Here is a 14,401-nt window from a genome sequence, read left to right as displayed (position 1 = left end):
GGGGGGGGGGGGGGGGGGGGGGGGGGGCAGGCGAACTCCGCTGCGCGGCTGATGCGCGGGCCCCAAAAACCCGGTAAGGTCAGTGGGGTACCGAACGAAGAGACCTCGAAAGGACCCCTGTATGGCTGATAAGCCTCTGACCGTCCTCATTGGCGCCGATACTTACCCGCCCGATATCAATGGGGCCGCTCAGTTCTCATCCCGTCTCGCCCACGCTCTGGCCGAACGCGGCTATACCGTACATGTGATGGCACCCAAGCAGGAAAAAGGCGTCACCAGCCGTCACACGGTAGACGGCATCGTCGAGCACCGCATGCGCTCGCACAAGGTAATTACCCACCCCTACATGCGCTTGAACTTCCCCTGGGAGATTTACGCTGAGGCTGATCGTCTGGTGCAGGAGATTCAGCCCGACGTTATTCACATTCAGTGCCACTACATCATTGGGCGGGTGCTGGCCCGTATCGGCGCTAAACGCGGTGTACGAGTTATCGCGACCAACCACGTGATGCCCGAAAACATCACCCCCTTCTTACCGTTCGGTAAGGCTGGTAATGAGCTGGTGGTTAAGGCTTCGTGGGTTGATATGCGCCGGGTGCTCAACCGGGCTGCTGTGGTGACTACTCCCACCCAAATCGGTGCTGACGCCATGGAAAGCGCCGGTAAGTTCCGCCGCCCCGTGATGCCGGTGTCTAACGGCATTCAGAGTTCTGACTATGAGCTTGCGCCGGGGGAGACTGTTGAGAAGTCTGCCGGTGAACTGACGATTTTCTTTGCCGGGCGCCTGGCCGTTGAGAAGAATATCGATGTGCTCATTGAGGGTTTTTCGCTTCTTCCTGCTGAGCTGCGGCAAAAAACTGTGCTTGAGATTGCTGGAACCGGCGAGATTCTTTCTGATTTGCAGGCCAAGGCCGCAGAATGCGGTGTGGCTGACCGGGTGCGTTTTTTGGGGTATGTGTCCGATGAGGAACTTCGCGCGGGCTACCTGCGCGCCGACGTGTTCTGCCAGCCCGGTACGGCTGAGCTTCAGTCGCTCGTGACCCTCGAAGCTATGAGTGCTTCTAAGCCGGTGGTTCTTGCTAACGCTCTGGCGTTGCCGCACCTGGTGGATCAGGGCAAGAACGGTTACCTTTTTACCCCGGGTGATACAGCGGAGCTGGCTGCCCGGCTAGCTGATATCTTGAGCTTGCCCGCTGAAGAGCGCAAGGCCATGGGGGAGTGCTCCCACCAGATGGTAGCCCGCCATGCCGCTGAGAAAACCTGGGAGACTTTCGAATCGCTGTACCGCTCCAATGAGCTCTACGACCAATTCTTAGCTCAAGGCCAGACTAGCTAGGTTCTGCCTCTCTTGCGCGGACGTCCGTGGTTTGGCTTCACCTGCCCTTTTCGGTATTCTTAGAGACAGTGCCAGTTCGCTAGAACCTGGCGCTGTGGGGCCTTAGCTCAGCTGGTCAGAGCAGGGGACTCATAATCCCTTGGTCGCGGGTTCAAGCCCCGCAGGCCCTACCCCAGCTAACACTGGTTCAGTGCTAGCAACCATTTCATAAGTCGCTCCGTTCGGAATGAATCCGATCGGGGCGATTTTCTTTTCCCCATCAGTGCTGAGCTCAGTAGTGGTGGGGATTTTTGCGTTAAGGATGCTTTCACCCAGTAACTCACTGAGGGAAATGCCCATTAGTCCAGCGGTTTTTAGCAGGTCTTCAATGGAGAAGGCTGCTTCACCCCTGAGTTTTTTAGATACGCCAGCGCGCCCGATACCAAAAGCGTCGGCTAGGTCAGTGGTCTTGACGTTGGTTCTCACCATCCAGGTCTTCACTTCGCGAGCAACAGCTTCATTTGAGGTCAATGTTTCGTTGTTGTTCATGGGTATAAATCTATATCAAAAAGAAACAACTGGCAACTTTAAATTAACTAACGTCCAGAAAAAGTTACATTCTAAGCTTGCAAGATGTGAACTCTAGGTATACGCTGGCAACTATGAGTTACGCAGAATCAATTAGCGCCAACGTGAAAGCCGAAGCACGGCGGCGCAACATACAGAATCAGGTCATTGCTGACCACCTCGGCTTCTCAAAGGCATCACTAGCCAAGCGCTTCAACGGGACGATGGAATTTCGCCCCAGTGAGATTGAGAAAATCGCTCGGCTGCTCGATGTGCCAATTGCTGTGCTGACAACCCCTGTTGAGATGCCGGAGAAGGTAGCTTCGTAATGGCTCTTCACCATATCCAGTGGGCCATTAACCAGGATGTGAACAACGCTGAGTACAAAGTGCTGATTCAGCTCGCCAATCTGTGTGATGGCCGTGGCGTCTATTCTGAGGGGCAAAACCCCCTGGTTGCTACTACTGGCTTGAAAGAACGGGCGGTACGTGAAGCAATCAAAAAATTACGGACTCTTGATCTGATTCACACAGAACGTCAAAGCGGCACCTTTTCTACGGGGCGCGCTCCAGATTTGGTGATTCTGCACCTTGAAAATGAGAAGTACCTACTGCCTGGTTACATTCTGACGCCAGAAGAAGCGGATGAAATTCGCCGCCGTCGTGAGGCTAATGAGACATTTGGTGAGTTTGATATTTCGCCTAGTCACACGCTACCGGCAAAATCTGCCGGTAGCGGTAACGGGCCTGTGGATAACTTTTTCCCAAAAAATGTTTCACCTAGTCGCACGCTACCGGCAAAATCTGCCGGTAAGGTAAGACTTACCGGCACGCTACCGCCGGTAGAGTTACAAGAATCTGCCGGTAGCGCAGAGGTTGCCTTAATAGGAAGCGCGCGCGACGCGCACGCGCCCGTGATTGATAGATTGATTAATCCATCAATCAATCAATCTCCTAACACCAGTACCGGCGCGCGAGACGAAAAACCTCGCTCTGCAAAATCACCTGCCGTTGCGGCCGTCGCCGCGAACTTCTATCGCGGTGTGAACCTTGACCAGCTCATCACCGCGCACCGCGACTCAACCGGCAGTGACTACTCAGGCCTAGCCCCTGAGATTCTTCATCTGATGGTCGATAAGGTTCTCTCTCGGGCCAAGCAAGAACCGGCCTACCCTACGGTCTTTGTTATCCGCGCTTTCGCCAACGGGGCCGACGAACTGCTCTCAATGGCCATGGATGCCTACGCAGAACGGCTAGCGCAAGCTCCCGTTGAGCAAGCACCGTCATCAGCACCGACTCCGGTCAGGGGTAAGCCTGTGTGGTGCGAGATTCACAACCGGGAGTTCACCGGCCAGGCTTGCCCGGTTTGTTCAAACCCACGACTTATAGCTCTTGAGCAAGAGCAAGCCGCCTCGGCTTCCACTGTGCCAATCAACCGGCCCAAGGGCCCCGGCGTCCGCTGGTTGCTAGAGCAAGAAGCAGGCCACCAGCAGACACGAGCTGTCAGGCCACTAACTCAGCCGCCACTGAAACGGCGGGCCTAGGCGCCCTCTCAGAAGCTCAAAAACCGCCCTTAGAGCCACTCAAACCACCCAGAGGGTATAAGACCCCGCAGGTTTCAAAAAAGACACTCAGGGCAAAAAATAACACCACACGAACAGGAAGAAGTCATCATGAGTGAAAATACCGCCCCCAAGACCGCAGAGCTCACCACCGTAGCTGAGTCAGAAACCAATAACACCACCAAACTCCTTGCCCAGCTCGAAACTATCCTGCTCACCGCAACAAAGAATTTCGGATGGTTCGCTGTAGCCGCAATCATCACCTTCATCGGAATTTATACCGGCCCCGTATTAGCCCTGAAGCAGGTCTACGGTGAACCGCTCAAACACCGTTCAGGCTCCGTGCTAGAGGCCGCAGGAATCGCTGCGGCAGGGGGTGGCTCCATGATTATCGCCCTGTGGGTAATTTTCTTCATCGTGAAAACCATCATCGACATCGTTCGAGCCCGTAAAAACTCAGCCCGCTAACAACCTTGCAAGACCACTAACGGAGAGAACACATGAGCTCTAACAAACTTCCACAATCAGCTTTTGGTCTTGGAATGATCTTTGACTCAGACGATAAAGACCACCAGTACATCGAGATGCTTCACCAGGCCCTGCCCCACTCACTGCCGTTATCTAAGGCATCCAGGCTATTTACCCCTGTCCCTGCCGGGGTCGCCATCATACCGGTCATGGCCTACAAACACTGCATCTGGATTCCCATCGGCTATAGCTCCTTCGAGGAATACCTAGAGGGGGAGTTCTACCAGCTAGACCACACCCCCAAAGCAGAAGACCAAGAATCAGCCATCCGCTTCTACCAGAGCATCGGCATGAGCGCTAGGGCTATCAGCGCTATCACCTCCCTGCCACAAGGCCACATCGAACACGTACTTGCCAGCTTCGACGGCCGCACATTCACACCCTTACGCCCCTTCAAACCAACCCACTAGCAACAGCAACCACCAGAACTGAGGACACCATGACCGCAACACTCAAACTGCTCGATGACCCAGCACCCACCCACCTGCCCGCACCTGATGAGGCAATCACCGGGGAAGTCGTTACTCTGCTGAGCAAAGAAGAAGCCCGCAAGCTCACCGCAAACCTGCACCAAAACCTAGAAAACGCCCAAGAGCTCATCATCGAAGCATTCGAGAAAAGGGTCTGGCTTTCCTTGGGCTACAAGTCCTGGAACGCCTACATCACCTACGAGTTCACCGGCCTAACCCTCACCCCACCCAAGGAAGACCGACTTACCGCAGTCGTCTCCTACGCAGAGGCCGGCATGAGCACCCGAGCCATCAGCGCCGTCACCGGCCTATCAGTCGGTAGCATCAGCCGCCTCCAGTCCAAGGCCCGCGAAACCGGTCTACTGGGGCAAGAGCGAGAGAGCGTCGGACTCGATGGAAAAGTGCGTCACTACCGCACAACTGATCCTAGCGACAAGGCCAATGAGCTTGGTATTGACCTTGATGCAGCTATCCTCGATACCCCAGCCTCAGCCTTCGGTATCGGGGCTCTAAAAGAGAGCAAGCCCAAGAACACCGCTAAGTCCTCGGCACCTGCAAGCAAGCCAACTAAGGACGCAGATGCCAGCAAGGGCAAAGATTCAACTGTTCCAAATGGAACAGTTGAAGAGGGCCCAGTCGATGACCTGCTCAACACCGGGTTTGAAAACATCAGCTACCTCATGGGCCAGCTCACCGAACAAATCCAGAACCTGGTCATGAGCAACAACGATAAGAACTTCACGAGTCAGCAGTACCCCTACAGCCTGGTGCAAGAGCTCTTACGTTCCATGGCGTCAAGCGCTCACCTGCTCAAGCGGCTGAACCTGGGTCCGGACTTGCTAGGGGAGCACGAGCAGGTGGCAAGCCAGCTGGAAACAATCGTGACCAACCTGGATAACGAACTAGAGGCTATCCGCCAGTAAGACGCTGAAAATAGCAAGAAAAAGAGGTGGCTCCCAATGCTAGGGCCATGGGAGCCACCTCGTTCATTATGAGGACACCGACGGTTTCTTAGGGAATAACCCGCCTCGCATAGCGGAAGAAACCAGCTCAAACTTAGAAACCAGAACTATGGGATGTGAGCTTTCTCGGTGCCCTAAGACTATCAGAAAAAGCAAAACACGTGAAAAGTATCAAAAATCAAACCAGAATCAACCCGGACTCCCGCCCCATGCTGTGGGTAACCGTCCTGCTGGTTTTCATGCTGGGACTGACCTCATTCATGGTTTCCTTCAACGGCCTGCACGACGTCGCTGGCTGGGTTGGGCTCCCCACCTGGATGCGGTGGACAGTTCCCATCTTTATCGACATCGCCATCCTTGCTTACTCCATGGCCGCTGTCATTCACCGCACGCGCGGGGAGCCGGTAGCACTGACCTGGGCTACCCTGGCAGTTTTCACGCTGATCTCGGTTATTGCTAATGGGGCTCACGCGCTGGCTGTGGGGGAGGGGCAGACCGCTCTTCAGTCCTGGATCGGCGCGGCCATTGCTGCGGCGGCCCCCTTGAGCGTGTTTGCCGCAACCGAAGAGCTCTCCCGGCTGGCCTTTGGCACTGATGAACCGGCCCAGGTACAGAGTGCGGCCACGGTGGATGAAGAGCAGATGGCTGTCATCAGGGAGCTGACGTCATACCAGGAACCTGACCGAAGTGAGCCTATTGAGCAACAGCTACCGGCAACCCTCGAAGAAAACCCTGAAACCGAGCCGTCGAGTGCTGAACCATTACCCGAGGCAGTAGCCCCAGCTGAGACTGAGCCAGAAGAACTAGCTGAAGTCGCTGTAGCCAGCACAGTCACACAGGCTCATGAGGGTAACGAAGACCCAGATTTTGATGTGCTACGGCCCTGGATTCAAGAGCAAATTCAACAGGGCAAGCGCATTACCGGGGCCAAAGCAGGGGAACTAATCGGCAAGTCCTCCCGCACCGGCCTGAACAAAATCAACGCTCTACGCCAAAGCGAACCGGCCCTGTTCACCGGCGAATAACCCCCTTGGGCACCCACCGCACCGCACAGTAATCACCGACCCTCACTGCCAGAAAGAAACACCAGTCATGAGCCAGAGCATCACCACAGACCAATGGACAAGTGACCGCATCAGCGCCTGGGAAAAAACCCGCGATAGTATCGCGCGCACCCTGGGCTACCGGCACCGCGACAGCATCGATGATGTGCACCAGGAAGTCTTTTTGGCTGCCACTAAGTCAATGCACAGCTTTGACCCGACCCTGGGGAACTTCAACCAGTGGATCAGCGGGGTTGCCAATAAGCAGGCGGCAAACTTCTTGAAGAAGACCTACCGGAACTACCTGCTGGCAGAAGAAGCCATCAGTGTCGCCCAGGCCTCCAATAGCTACATGCACACCACTGAGGCAGACCATGTCGATGAGGTCATTGCTCAGCTTGATACCTTGGTGCGGGTATCACGGGTACTGAAAATTGTGGAGGGCACGTTTGATGAGCGGCTCTACCTGCGGTCTATTGCTTTGATTCGTGACTTTGATGGTGATTATGCGGTTGCCGCTCGACGTCTGGGGGTGGAGGTGGCGGCCTTGCGTGAGTCCCATCGGCAGATGATGGAACTGGCTCAGGTCATTGACCGAGCATTAGAGGGGCACTACCTTCGGGCCAAGGCTGGCCTGGCAGGGGAGGCGGTAACAGTTCGTGAGATTCTAGGATGTTTCCCTGACCCGGATGCCGGTGAGATTGACCGAACCTGGATGCGCGCGGTGCCGCTGGCGGTAATGAGCGCAGGTGCCTTTGCTGTGGAGCGTGCCGAATTGGTGGCTAAGGTTTCACAGCTAACTGGGTACTCTCTGGTATCTGCCCGCCACATCATTGCCCGCTGTGAAAGGCTTTGCATTGTGGCTAGGGCTGTTCTTGAATCAGGAGACGCCCTGACTGACCAGCTCTAATAATCCGTCACTGTCAGAGAAGAGAAGAGAAGATGGAGGAAGACACCCACCTATAAAGAACTTACACCCACGGAAAGGCTAGAGGCCTCGGGAAGCTACTTAGACCTACTGGCTCACAGGTCTTACTGGCCCCAGACCTCTTTGAAGGCAAGCGAAAGTCCGGCCACCTTGGTACGCGCTCTGCGCGTGGTGAGGTGGCCGGGCTTTTGCGCGGCAGCGACGGTCAAGCACGGTGCTTGCGCGGTCAGGGCGCGTAGCCCTGAGAATGTATACGCCGGTTGCCTACCTCTTCTTCTTAGAAAGTTTTCTGCTCGTCATGGCAATGTATGCTCTTGCGTAAATTACGGCCTGTTTTTGGGCAAGGTTCATGTGTTCTTTCCAGAGCTTCCGGGTGATTGGATCGATTTGCTGACGGTACTCCCGGCGTACCTCCTTGATTTCGTGGATGGGCAGGACATTGATGAGGTGCGCGGTAAGCTCCAGCGCTGTAGTAATTAGTGCCATGTCCCATATGGCTGGAATCAAGTAGGCAGGCAGGACTGGTTTTTTGGAATTTAGGGCAGATACATCAGCGTGGAGGCAATCAGATTGAATTGGGGCAAAGACTTAGCTGAAATGCTCAAAGAATGTGTTGGGAGCGTAGAAACTCAACGTGGGGCATGGCCGTTAGAATGGTTCTTACTGCCGAATTACTACTCGCTATGGAGAGATACCCGCTGATGGCTACTCAGATACGAACCGCTGACTTCGATACATGGGTGCAGTCTCTAGGAAAAGAAGTCACCATGAGCGAGGTCAGCAAGAAGTCCGGCATTCCAGAGCCGACGCTCTCCCATCAGCGGAAAGAAGAGAGAATCAAGCCCACCACGGTGCTGAAAACAGCAGCCGGGTTTGGTAAGCACAAGCTGATGGAGCTGGCATCATTTGATGGATTCGGGAACTTATGGCCCCTTCCAGAGGAATTGCCGTGGCTTGCCTGTGTCTCCCCGGTTGATATAGCAGCTGAATTGATGGGTCGCCGTCAGATCGTTGAGCCTGCTCCTGATTATGTTTATGAGGTGGCAGAAGATGCCTGTACGCGCTGGCATTCCCTGATCGATGGGGGAGCTAAGCGCATGGAGGTTGCAGAGCGTCTGGGTATGCCGAAGAATCGGTACTCTCGGTTGGTGGTTGCTAATTCCTTGCAGTTCGAGACGGTGCTGGATGTTGCCGACTATTTTGATGTCTCACCGCATGTGGGTCTAGTGGCCTGTGGGTATTTGACGCTTAGTGATATTGGGGTTCTGGATGTGCCAGATACTCTAGCTAGTGTCGGTGACGAGGTTTTGCTGGCGGAACTTGAAACCAGGCAGAAGGTTCTGCTGAAGTCTTTGGCTGGATAGTAGCTCAAATTTCAACATGTTTTTGTTCGGTCATTTTGGGCAAGTAATTACTTTCAAATAAGGCACTTTTCAAAAAAAAGAACTAGAATGGAAGTGTTGGCAGGGGTGAAACTCTGTGGAAGGAAGCCACTCCCGCCAACACCTCAAGATGGATACATCCAAATCCTCTAAAGGTGCGACCAGAGTGAGAGAGCCTGTGGCAATGTCCCCCACGAACGTATTGCCACAGCTCTTCACCTGGCATTCTTCCCTCACTCACATACACCACTTTCTGGAGAGAAGCACATGAGCATCACCCACTATCTCGACATCAACACCCTGCTAGGCGACACCTTCGGCCAATGGCTTACCGCCCAGGGAGCTACCTTTGAAAACGCCCAAGACCTCACCGAGGCAACCGTCATTGCACAAGAGTGGGCCACCCCGGCACCGTATGGCTATCAAAAACCGGTAGCCCGCCGCACCCTCACCGCCAATAACGTCACCATCGACGGCGAACTCTACCCCAGCATCACTTTCACTCTGGGGCTGATGGACTTAATCGACGCGGCTATCACCAAACAGCCTGTAGCCCCTGCATCTGGCTACCCGCTGAACTTTCATTCTGGCCAGTAAGCCCCTGATTCGGGATAACTCGGCCCCTCAATAGACCTCCGCAGTCCCTACCTAGTTCACCTACCAGTGAGCTGAGGGTATCTGTGATGGAAACACCGCCTCTCCACTAGGCGGGAAGAAACAAACACCACGCGAATCACTCGATTCACACATATCTGAAGAAAGGACACCTAAGACGTGTCACGAGCATCCTTTAAGGTAGTAGCCAGCAAGTCTGGCGCCCTGGTTGCAACCGGCCTGGTTGCATCCTCCATTTTTGCCTCCATGCCCGCATCAAACGCGGTCGATACTGGCTCATTTGGCTCAGTTATCAGCGCATCTGAAGCAGAATCCACCACCCGCGAAGTTCCCGTCGATAACTCGGCGCTACTTGCTGCTGTTGCGGCCGCTAAGGACGCAGGCCTGAACATCTCAGAAACCCAGGTCAAGACCATCACCACCGGCTCAACCGCTGAGGTTCAGGCGGCACTGGACACCATCACTGCTGACTCTGAGGCCAAGATTGCTGAGATTACCGCCAAGATTGCCCAGTACAAGGAAGATAAGGCCGCGGCTGACGCTAAGTACGAGGCTGAACTGGCTCAGTACCAGAAAGATGATGCCGCTTATCAGGCTGCTGTAGTTGCTAAGGCTGAGGCTGAGAAGATTAACGCTGAACGTCAGGCCGCTTACGAAGCTGAACTGGCCCAGTACAAGGCAGACCTTGCCTCCTACGAGAGCGCACTGGCTCAGTTCAAGACTGACAAGGCAGCCTACGACGCCAAGGTTGCAGCTGCTAAGGCTGCTATCGAAGCTGGTGAATGTGCACCTCCGCGTGTGGCCATGACCTTTGACCTCTCCCGCTCTTTCGATGCCTCTGAGACTGCAACCATGAAAGACCAGGCCAAGCAGATGGTCGAACGTCTTTCTAAGGTTGATGGCGCTGAGGTCTCCTTCTTCACCTTTGCTCGTGACTCTGCTGTGAACTTCCAGGACACCGGCTCCGGCGAAGTTCCCGTTGGCCCTATCACCACCATCGCAGGCAACCAGCCCTCTGCTGTATTCAACGTCAGCACCGATGCTGGTAAGGCCGCTGCTTTGGCCTGGATTGACGGCATCGACAAGCAGTCCAAGGACGCCCCATTGGGCTTGGGCGACTGGAGCGGGGTGAACTACCAGACGTTGGGCACCAACTGGGAAGCTGCCCTGGCTGCTATTGAAAAGCACCAGGCTGATACCGGCGTTAAGTACGACACCGCCTTGCTGCTAACCGATGGTGCGCCTAACACCTACACTCAAAACGGTGAGATTGGCATTCACGTACCGACTAACGCGGCCAATGGCTCAGATGAAGCATTCAATGCTGCTAAGGTGGTCGCTGATCGTCTTGAGGCTTCCGGTACTGATGTTATTCCTGTGATGATTCGGGATGAGGCAGTCAATGACCCTAACCACCCCTTCCACTTCTCTTCTGATGAAGCAGGGATGGTGAATTATATTCGTGGTATCTCCGGTGTAGCCTCACCTACTGAGGGCCGTGACTACTTCATCGGTGAGTTGGACTCTCTCTCAGATTCCATCTACGAAGCTGCCACTGTTGCGGCTGAAAAGTGCATTGTTAAAGAGAAGCCCCCGGTAGCGCCCTCTAAGCCTACTGAGCCGACTCCTCCGACTCTGGAAGAGGTTCCCTCAGTACCCACTAAGCCCACTGAGCCTACCCGCGAGACCGTTGAAGCCCCCGCTGTTTCCTACGGTCTGACCAAGCTCTTTGCCCCCATCCCGGTAGTAGAAAAGGTTGCTAAGGACGAGGGCAAGAAGGTTATCGCTGGCGAAACCACCACCCAGACCATCTCTTACGCCACCGGCTACCAGGCACCTGAGTCATTCATCCTTGGTGATCATATCTACTTCACCGAGGATGGCCGCATGCCTGTCTCGGTGAACATGAACGAAGTAGCTGTAACCGATGCTGAGGGTAACAACGTCACCGACCAGTTCACTATCACCTCCGAGGACGGCGTCCACAATGGCAAGGCAGGGCACCAGATTCTTGCTACCGCTAAGGATCCTGGCTCGCTGGAGTTGAACATGACCTACACCCTGCACGTGAACCAGACCAGCCTCTTTGACGGTATCGCAGATACCCTCATCGACTCCGGTTTCGCTATCGTCAATGACGAACTTCAGTTCACCGCTGATAAGACCTACTACGAGCCCAAGATTAACCCCGACAAGACCGTGGTTAACTCTTTAGGTGTAGAGGTCGATAACACCCGTGTACTGCCCGGTCAGGAGCTGAACTACCAGCTGACCCTTTCAGCTGCTGACCTTGCAGATACCACCAGCGAAGTGAGCAAGCTAGGCAAGTACGATAACTACGATGAGACCAAGTGGGCCCCCACTAAGGAATTCACTGTCGTTGATTCAGAGGGCAATGAGGTTTCAGCCGATAAGTTCACCGCTGAATGGAACCTGGAAACCGGCGAAGTGACCATCTTGGCTAAGAACCCTGCCGAACTGGTCGGTAAGGACTACATCATCACCCTGCTGGGCCACGTGAAGAAGGATGCCACTCCCGGCGAGTTCACTAACCAGGCAACCCAGCTGACCAACGAGGATAAGACCCTCACCAAGGTTGTCCGCAACTACGTGCCCGTGATCGCCCCGTCTAAGGTTGATACCTCAGCGACCGATGGCTCCAACATCGAGGGTAAGACCGTGACCGTAGGGGATGTAATCTCCTACAAGCTGGTTGAAGATACCACCAACCTGGAAAACACCGCCGATACCATCAAGGTCTCGGGCATGGTGGATGACTTCGATGAGCGCTATGGTGAGATTGACGCCTCCCAGGTACGTGTCTACCAGGTTCCCGGCGACACCGACACCTCCACCCCCGAGGCAGTATCAGCTGCTGTAAAGCTCGCTTCTGCAAAGGACGTCACCGACTCCTACACCGTCACCAACGGTGAGGTCGAGGGCTTCACCAACGGCGGCGCTGTAGGCATCTCTTCCATGATGAAGACCGATGGCGAAGGCAAGGTTGTTCTGCCGATGGGCTACAAGTACATCCACGTACTGCCCTACACCGTGACCGCAAACGCCGATGGTGACATCCTGAATACCGCATGGCAGGTCACTAACGACCACCGCACCCAGACTGAAACCGTTGCTAACAAGCTCAAGGAAATCAACCCCACCAAGGACGTCGTTATCAACGTTGGTGACAAGGATTCGATTGACGGTACTGAAATTGCTCTGAACACCGTCTTTAACTACGAGCTGAACTCTTCAACTCTGCCTGCTGACCGCGCTGGCCTGACCGAGTCCTGGTCAATTGTTGATGACTGGGACGAGTCAAAGGACGCCTACGAGGGTAACTACAAGGTTATTTCTCAGCACTCATTCGTTGATGAGAACGGCTCCAAGGTCGATGCCGGTGAGGACATCACCCGGTACTTCACCCAGAAGGTAGAGAACGGCGTTGTCACCTACGAGGCAACCGACGCATTCCTTGCGCTGATGTCCTCAGAGGCTAACCGTGCAACTGAGCAGGGCTTTAGCGTCTACATGCAGGTTGAGCGTATCGGCACCGGCGAGGTTGAGAACACCTTTGTGGAGAACTACAACGGTGAGAAGCTGACCTCTAACACCGTGAAGACTTTCACCCCTGAGCCGGTTGTTCCTGTTATTCCTGAGAACCCCGGCACCCCTGATGTGACCACTCCTAGCACTCCTGCTGTGGTCAAGGGTGAGGGCGCTAAGACCGGTGGCAAGGCATCTGTTGCAGGTATTCCTGTTGGTGCTGCCCTGGCCGGTGGTGGTCTTCTGCTGGCTGCTGCCGGTGGCGGTGCTTGGTTCATGCTGCGTCGTAAGGCTAGCTAGCATGTCATAGATTCCCTTGCCGTTACGGGCGGCATGGCCCTGGTGTCAAGGTGAGAAGATTTGTACCCTTCTTTGATTGGACTTTCTTGGTATCAGGGCTGGTGCCTCCTTGACGGTGTGGGTAGTCCCCTCGATGATGTCGTGAGTGTTAATTGAGGGGGTTGGCGTTGGCAGAGAGAGATGATGCAGACGCTAGGGCTTGGTGTATGTGCCCTGGTATCTGCGGTGGGCTTTCTCTGCCAACGTCTTGTTTTAAGGGCTATTTTTGTGGTGAAAGGGTAGTGATGATGGGCCAGGTGAAGAAGTCACGTCTTAGGGCTGTGGCGATCCTTGCGGTACTGCTTGTGGCTGTTGTGTCTTTGGTGCTGGGGGCGGTCTTATCCGGTTGGAAGGTAGCCGATGGGCAGGTGGTGGCCCCGTATCAACTGCGGCACCCGGATGCCAGCGGGGAAGTCTTTGAACAGGACGGCCAGGAATATTATGAACCTGCCTATGGGCTGATGGCTGAGCCGGTGGACGGCGTTGGTGCGCTGGCGGCTCCGCAGGTGAAGAATCTGACCCCTACCCCTGTGCAGTGTACCGGTGAGGCGCTGGGGGAGGTGGTCCCTGAGCCCGGTTCGTGGGTGGTGCCGTCCCTGTCTGATGGGGCTGGTGGTGTAGCGAGGGGGTATTTTTCGACTGGCTTGTTTTCGGCTGGTATTCCCTCTGCTCCTGGTGGGTTGCTCTCATCGTTGAGTGCGCCCCTTGGTTCTAAGGGTAAGGCGAGTGTGCTGGCTGGGCATGTGAACCTTGACTGGCCGAATGACCGGCTCTCTGGGTGGGGTCTGCTGCATTACATTGATAGGTGCGCGCATGTGTATATCACGGATGAGGCAGGAGTTACCCGTGAGTACCAGGTAGTTGTCATTGACACTATTGAGCAGGCGCTAACTGAGACTGACCCAGGTCTGTGGGGCTCTGCTGAGGTGACGCCGGATGAATGGGCACAATACGATACCGATGAGCTGGCGTGGCTGTTGAGCTGCTCAGGGGCTTTTGTGGGGGATTCTGGGGAGGGGAATACTTTTCTTTTCCCGTATACGGATAACTTAATGGTTGGCCTGGTTCCCGTTGGCGGTTAGGCCCGGTTAGGTTTATTACTGTTAAGGGGGTTCGGCGTCCTCTCTGTTGTTTAGAGAGGACGC

General features: G+C 55.0%; 14 protein-coding genes and 1 tRNA gene. 13 read left to right on the top strand and 2 right to left on the bottom strand.

Features of this window, described 5'->3' with window-relative positions:
• The first annotated feature begins 121 nt into the window (after window positions 1–121).
• Together L6762_RS11495 and L6762_RS11490 are read left to right on the top strand one after the other, a co-directional pair.
• On the top strand, window positions 122–1,336 hold the full coding sequence (locus L6762_RS11495) for a glycosyltransferase (protein ID WP_237187404.1): 1,215 nt from the start codon (window positions 122–124) through the stop codon (window positions 1,334–1,336).
• A gap of 96 nt (window positions 1,337–1,432) precedes the next feature.
• A tRNA-Ile gene (locus L6762_RS11490) sits at window positions 1,433–1,506 on the top strand.
• On the opposite strand, the gene L6762_RS12095 is transcribed toward L6762_RS11490, so the two are convergent.
• Window positions 1,466–1,864: a helix-turn-helix domain-containing protein gene (locus tag L6762_RS12095; RefSeq protein WP_423817126.1), complete on the bottom strand. Its 399-nt coding sequence runs from the start codon at window positions 1,862–1,864 to the stop codon at window positions 1,466–1,468. The genes L6762_RS11490 and L6762_RS12095 overlap by 41 nt on opposite strands.
• A gap of 113 nt (window positions 1,865–1,977) precedes the next feature.
• Here L6762_RS12095 and L6762_RS11485 point away from each other — a divergent pair, with 113 nt between their 5' ends.
• The 7 genes from L6762_RS11485 (at window position 1,978) to L6762_RS11455 (ending at window position 7,356) form a co-directional block, all read left to right on the top strand.
• Window positions 1,978–2,211: a helix-turn-helix domain-containing protein gene (locus L6762_RS11485; protein WP_237187402.1), complete on the top strand. Its 234-nt coding sequence runs from the start codon at window positions 1,978–1,980 to the stop codon at window positions 2,209–2,211.
• The gene (locus tag L6762_RS11480; protein ID WP_237187400.1) at window positions 2,211–3,425 is read left to right on the top strand and encodes a hypothetical protein; all 1,215 of its coding nucleotides are present in this window, start codon (window positions 2,211–2,213) and stop codon (window positions 3,423–3,425) included. The genes L6762_RS11485 and L6762_RS11480 overlap by 1 nt, the downstream gene beginning before the upstream one ends.
• A gap of 129 nt (window positions 3,426–3,554) precedes the next feature.
• Window positions 3,555–3,911, top strand: a complete 357-nt coding sequence (locus L6762_RS11475) for a hypothetical protein (protein WP_237187398.1) — start codon at window positions 3,555–3,557, stop codon at window positions 3,909–3,911.
• 32 nt (window positions 3,912–3,943) lie between these two features.
• A complete protein-coding gene (locus L6762_RS11470) occupies window positions 3,944–4,381 on the top strand; it encodes a hypothetical protein (protein WP_237187396.1) in 438 nt (145 codons plus the stop codon).
• Between the two features lie 29 nt (window positions 4,382–4,410).
• A complete protein-coding gene (locus L6762_RS11465; protein ID WP_237187395.1) occupies window positions 4,411–5,364 on the top strand; it encodes a hypothetical protein in 954 nt (317 codons plus the stop codon).
• A 200-nt stretch (window positions 5,365–5,564) separates the two neighbouring features.
• Window positions 5,565–6,428 carry a DUF2637 domain-containing protein gene (locus tag L6762_RS11460; RefSeq protein ID WP_237187394.1) on the top strand — a complete coding sequence of 288 codons (864 nt, stop codon included), beginning with the start codon at window positions 5,565–5,567 and terminating at the stop codon, window positions 6,426–6,428.
• 67 nt (window positions 6,429–6,495) lie between these two features.
• Complete coding sequence (locus tag L6762_RS11455) at window positions 6,496–7,356, top strand: RNA polymerase sigma factor (RefSeq protein WP_237187393.1); 861 nt, start codon at window positions 6,496–6,498, stop codon at window positions 7,354–7,356.
• A 282-nt stretch (window positions 7,357–7,638) separates the two neighbouring features.
• On the opposite strand, the gene L6762_RS11450 is transcribed toward L6762_RS11455, so the two are convergent.
• Window positions 7,639–7,860 carry a hypothetical protein gene (locus L6762_RS11450; RefSeq protein WP_237187392.1) on the bottom strand — a complete coding sequence of 74 codons (222 nt, stop codon included), beginning with the start codon at window positions 7,858–7,860 and terminating at the stop codon, window positions 7,639–7,641.
• A 215-nt stretch (window positions 7,861–8,075) separates the two neighbouring features.
• On the opposite strand from L6762_RS11450, the gene L6762_RS11445 reads away from it, so the two are divergent.
• The 4 genes from L6762_RS11445 (at window position 8,076) to L6762_RS11425 (ending at window position 14,338) form a co-directional block, all read left to right on the top strand.
• The gene (locus L6762_RS11445; protein ID WP_237187391.1) at window positions 8,076–8,738 is read left to right on the top strand and encodes a hypothetical protein; all 663 of its coding nucleotides are present in this window, start codon (window positions 8,076–8,078) and stop codon (window positions 8,736–8,738) included.
• Between the two features lie 285 nt (window positions 8,739–9,023).
• Entirely contained in the window at window positions 9,024–9,353 is a 330-nt protein-coding gene (locus tag L6762_RS11440) for a hypothetical protein (RefSeq protein ID WP_237187389.1), read from the top strand.
• A 177-nt stretch (window positions 9,354–9,530) separates the two neighbouring features.
• Window positions 9,531–13,217, top strand: a complete 3,687-nt coding sequence (locus L6762_RS11975; RefSeq protein WP_272878711.1) for an LPXTG cell wall anchor domain-containing protein — start codon at window positions 9,531–9,533, stop codon at window positions 13,215–13,217.
• 206 nt (window positions 13,218–13,423) lie between these two features.
• Window positions 13,424–14,338, top strand: coding sequence for a hypothetical protein (locus tag L6762_RS11425; protein WP_237187388.1), 915 nt, complete (start codon window positions 13,424–13,426; stop codon window positions 14,336–14,338).
• Window positions 14,339–14,401 lie beyond the last annotated feature (63 nt).

Source organism: Rothia nasimurium, from assembly GCF_928381705.1.
In the GTDB taxonomy this organism is placed as follows: domain Bacteria; phylum Actinomycetota; class Actinomycetes; order Actinomycetales; family Micrococcaceae; genus Rothia; species Rothia nasimurium_G.
Note: the sequence above shows the minus strand (reverse complement) of the source record. Positions and strands in the feature narration are given on the sequence as shown.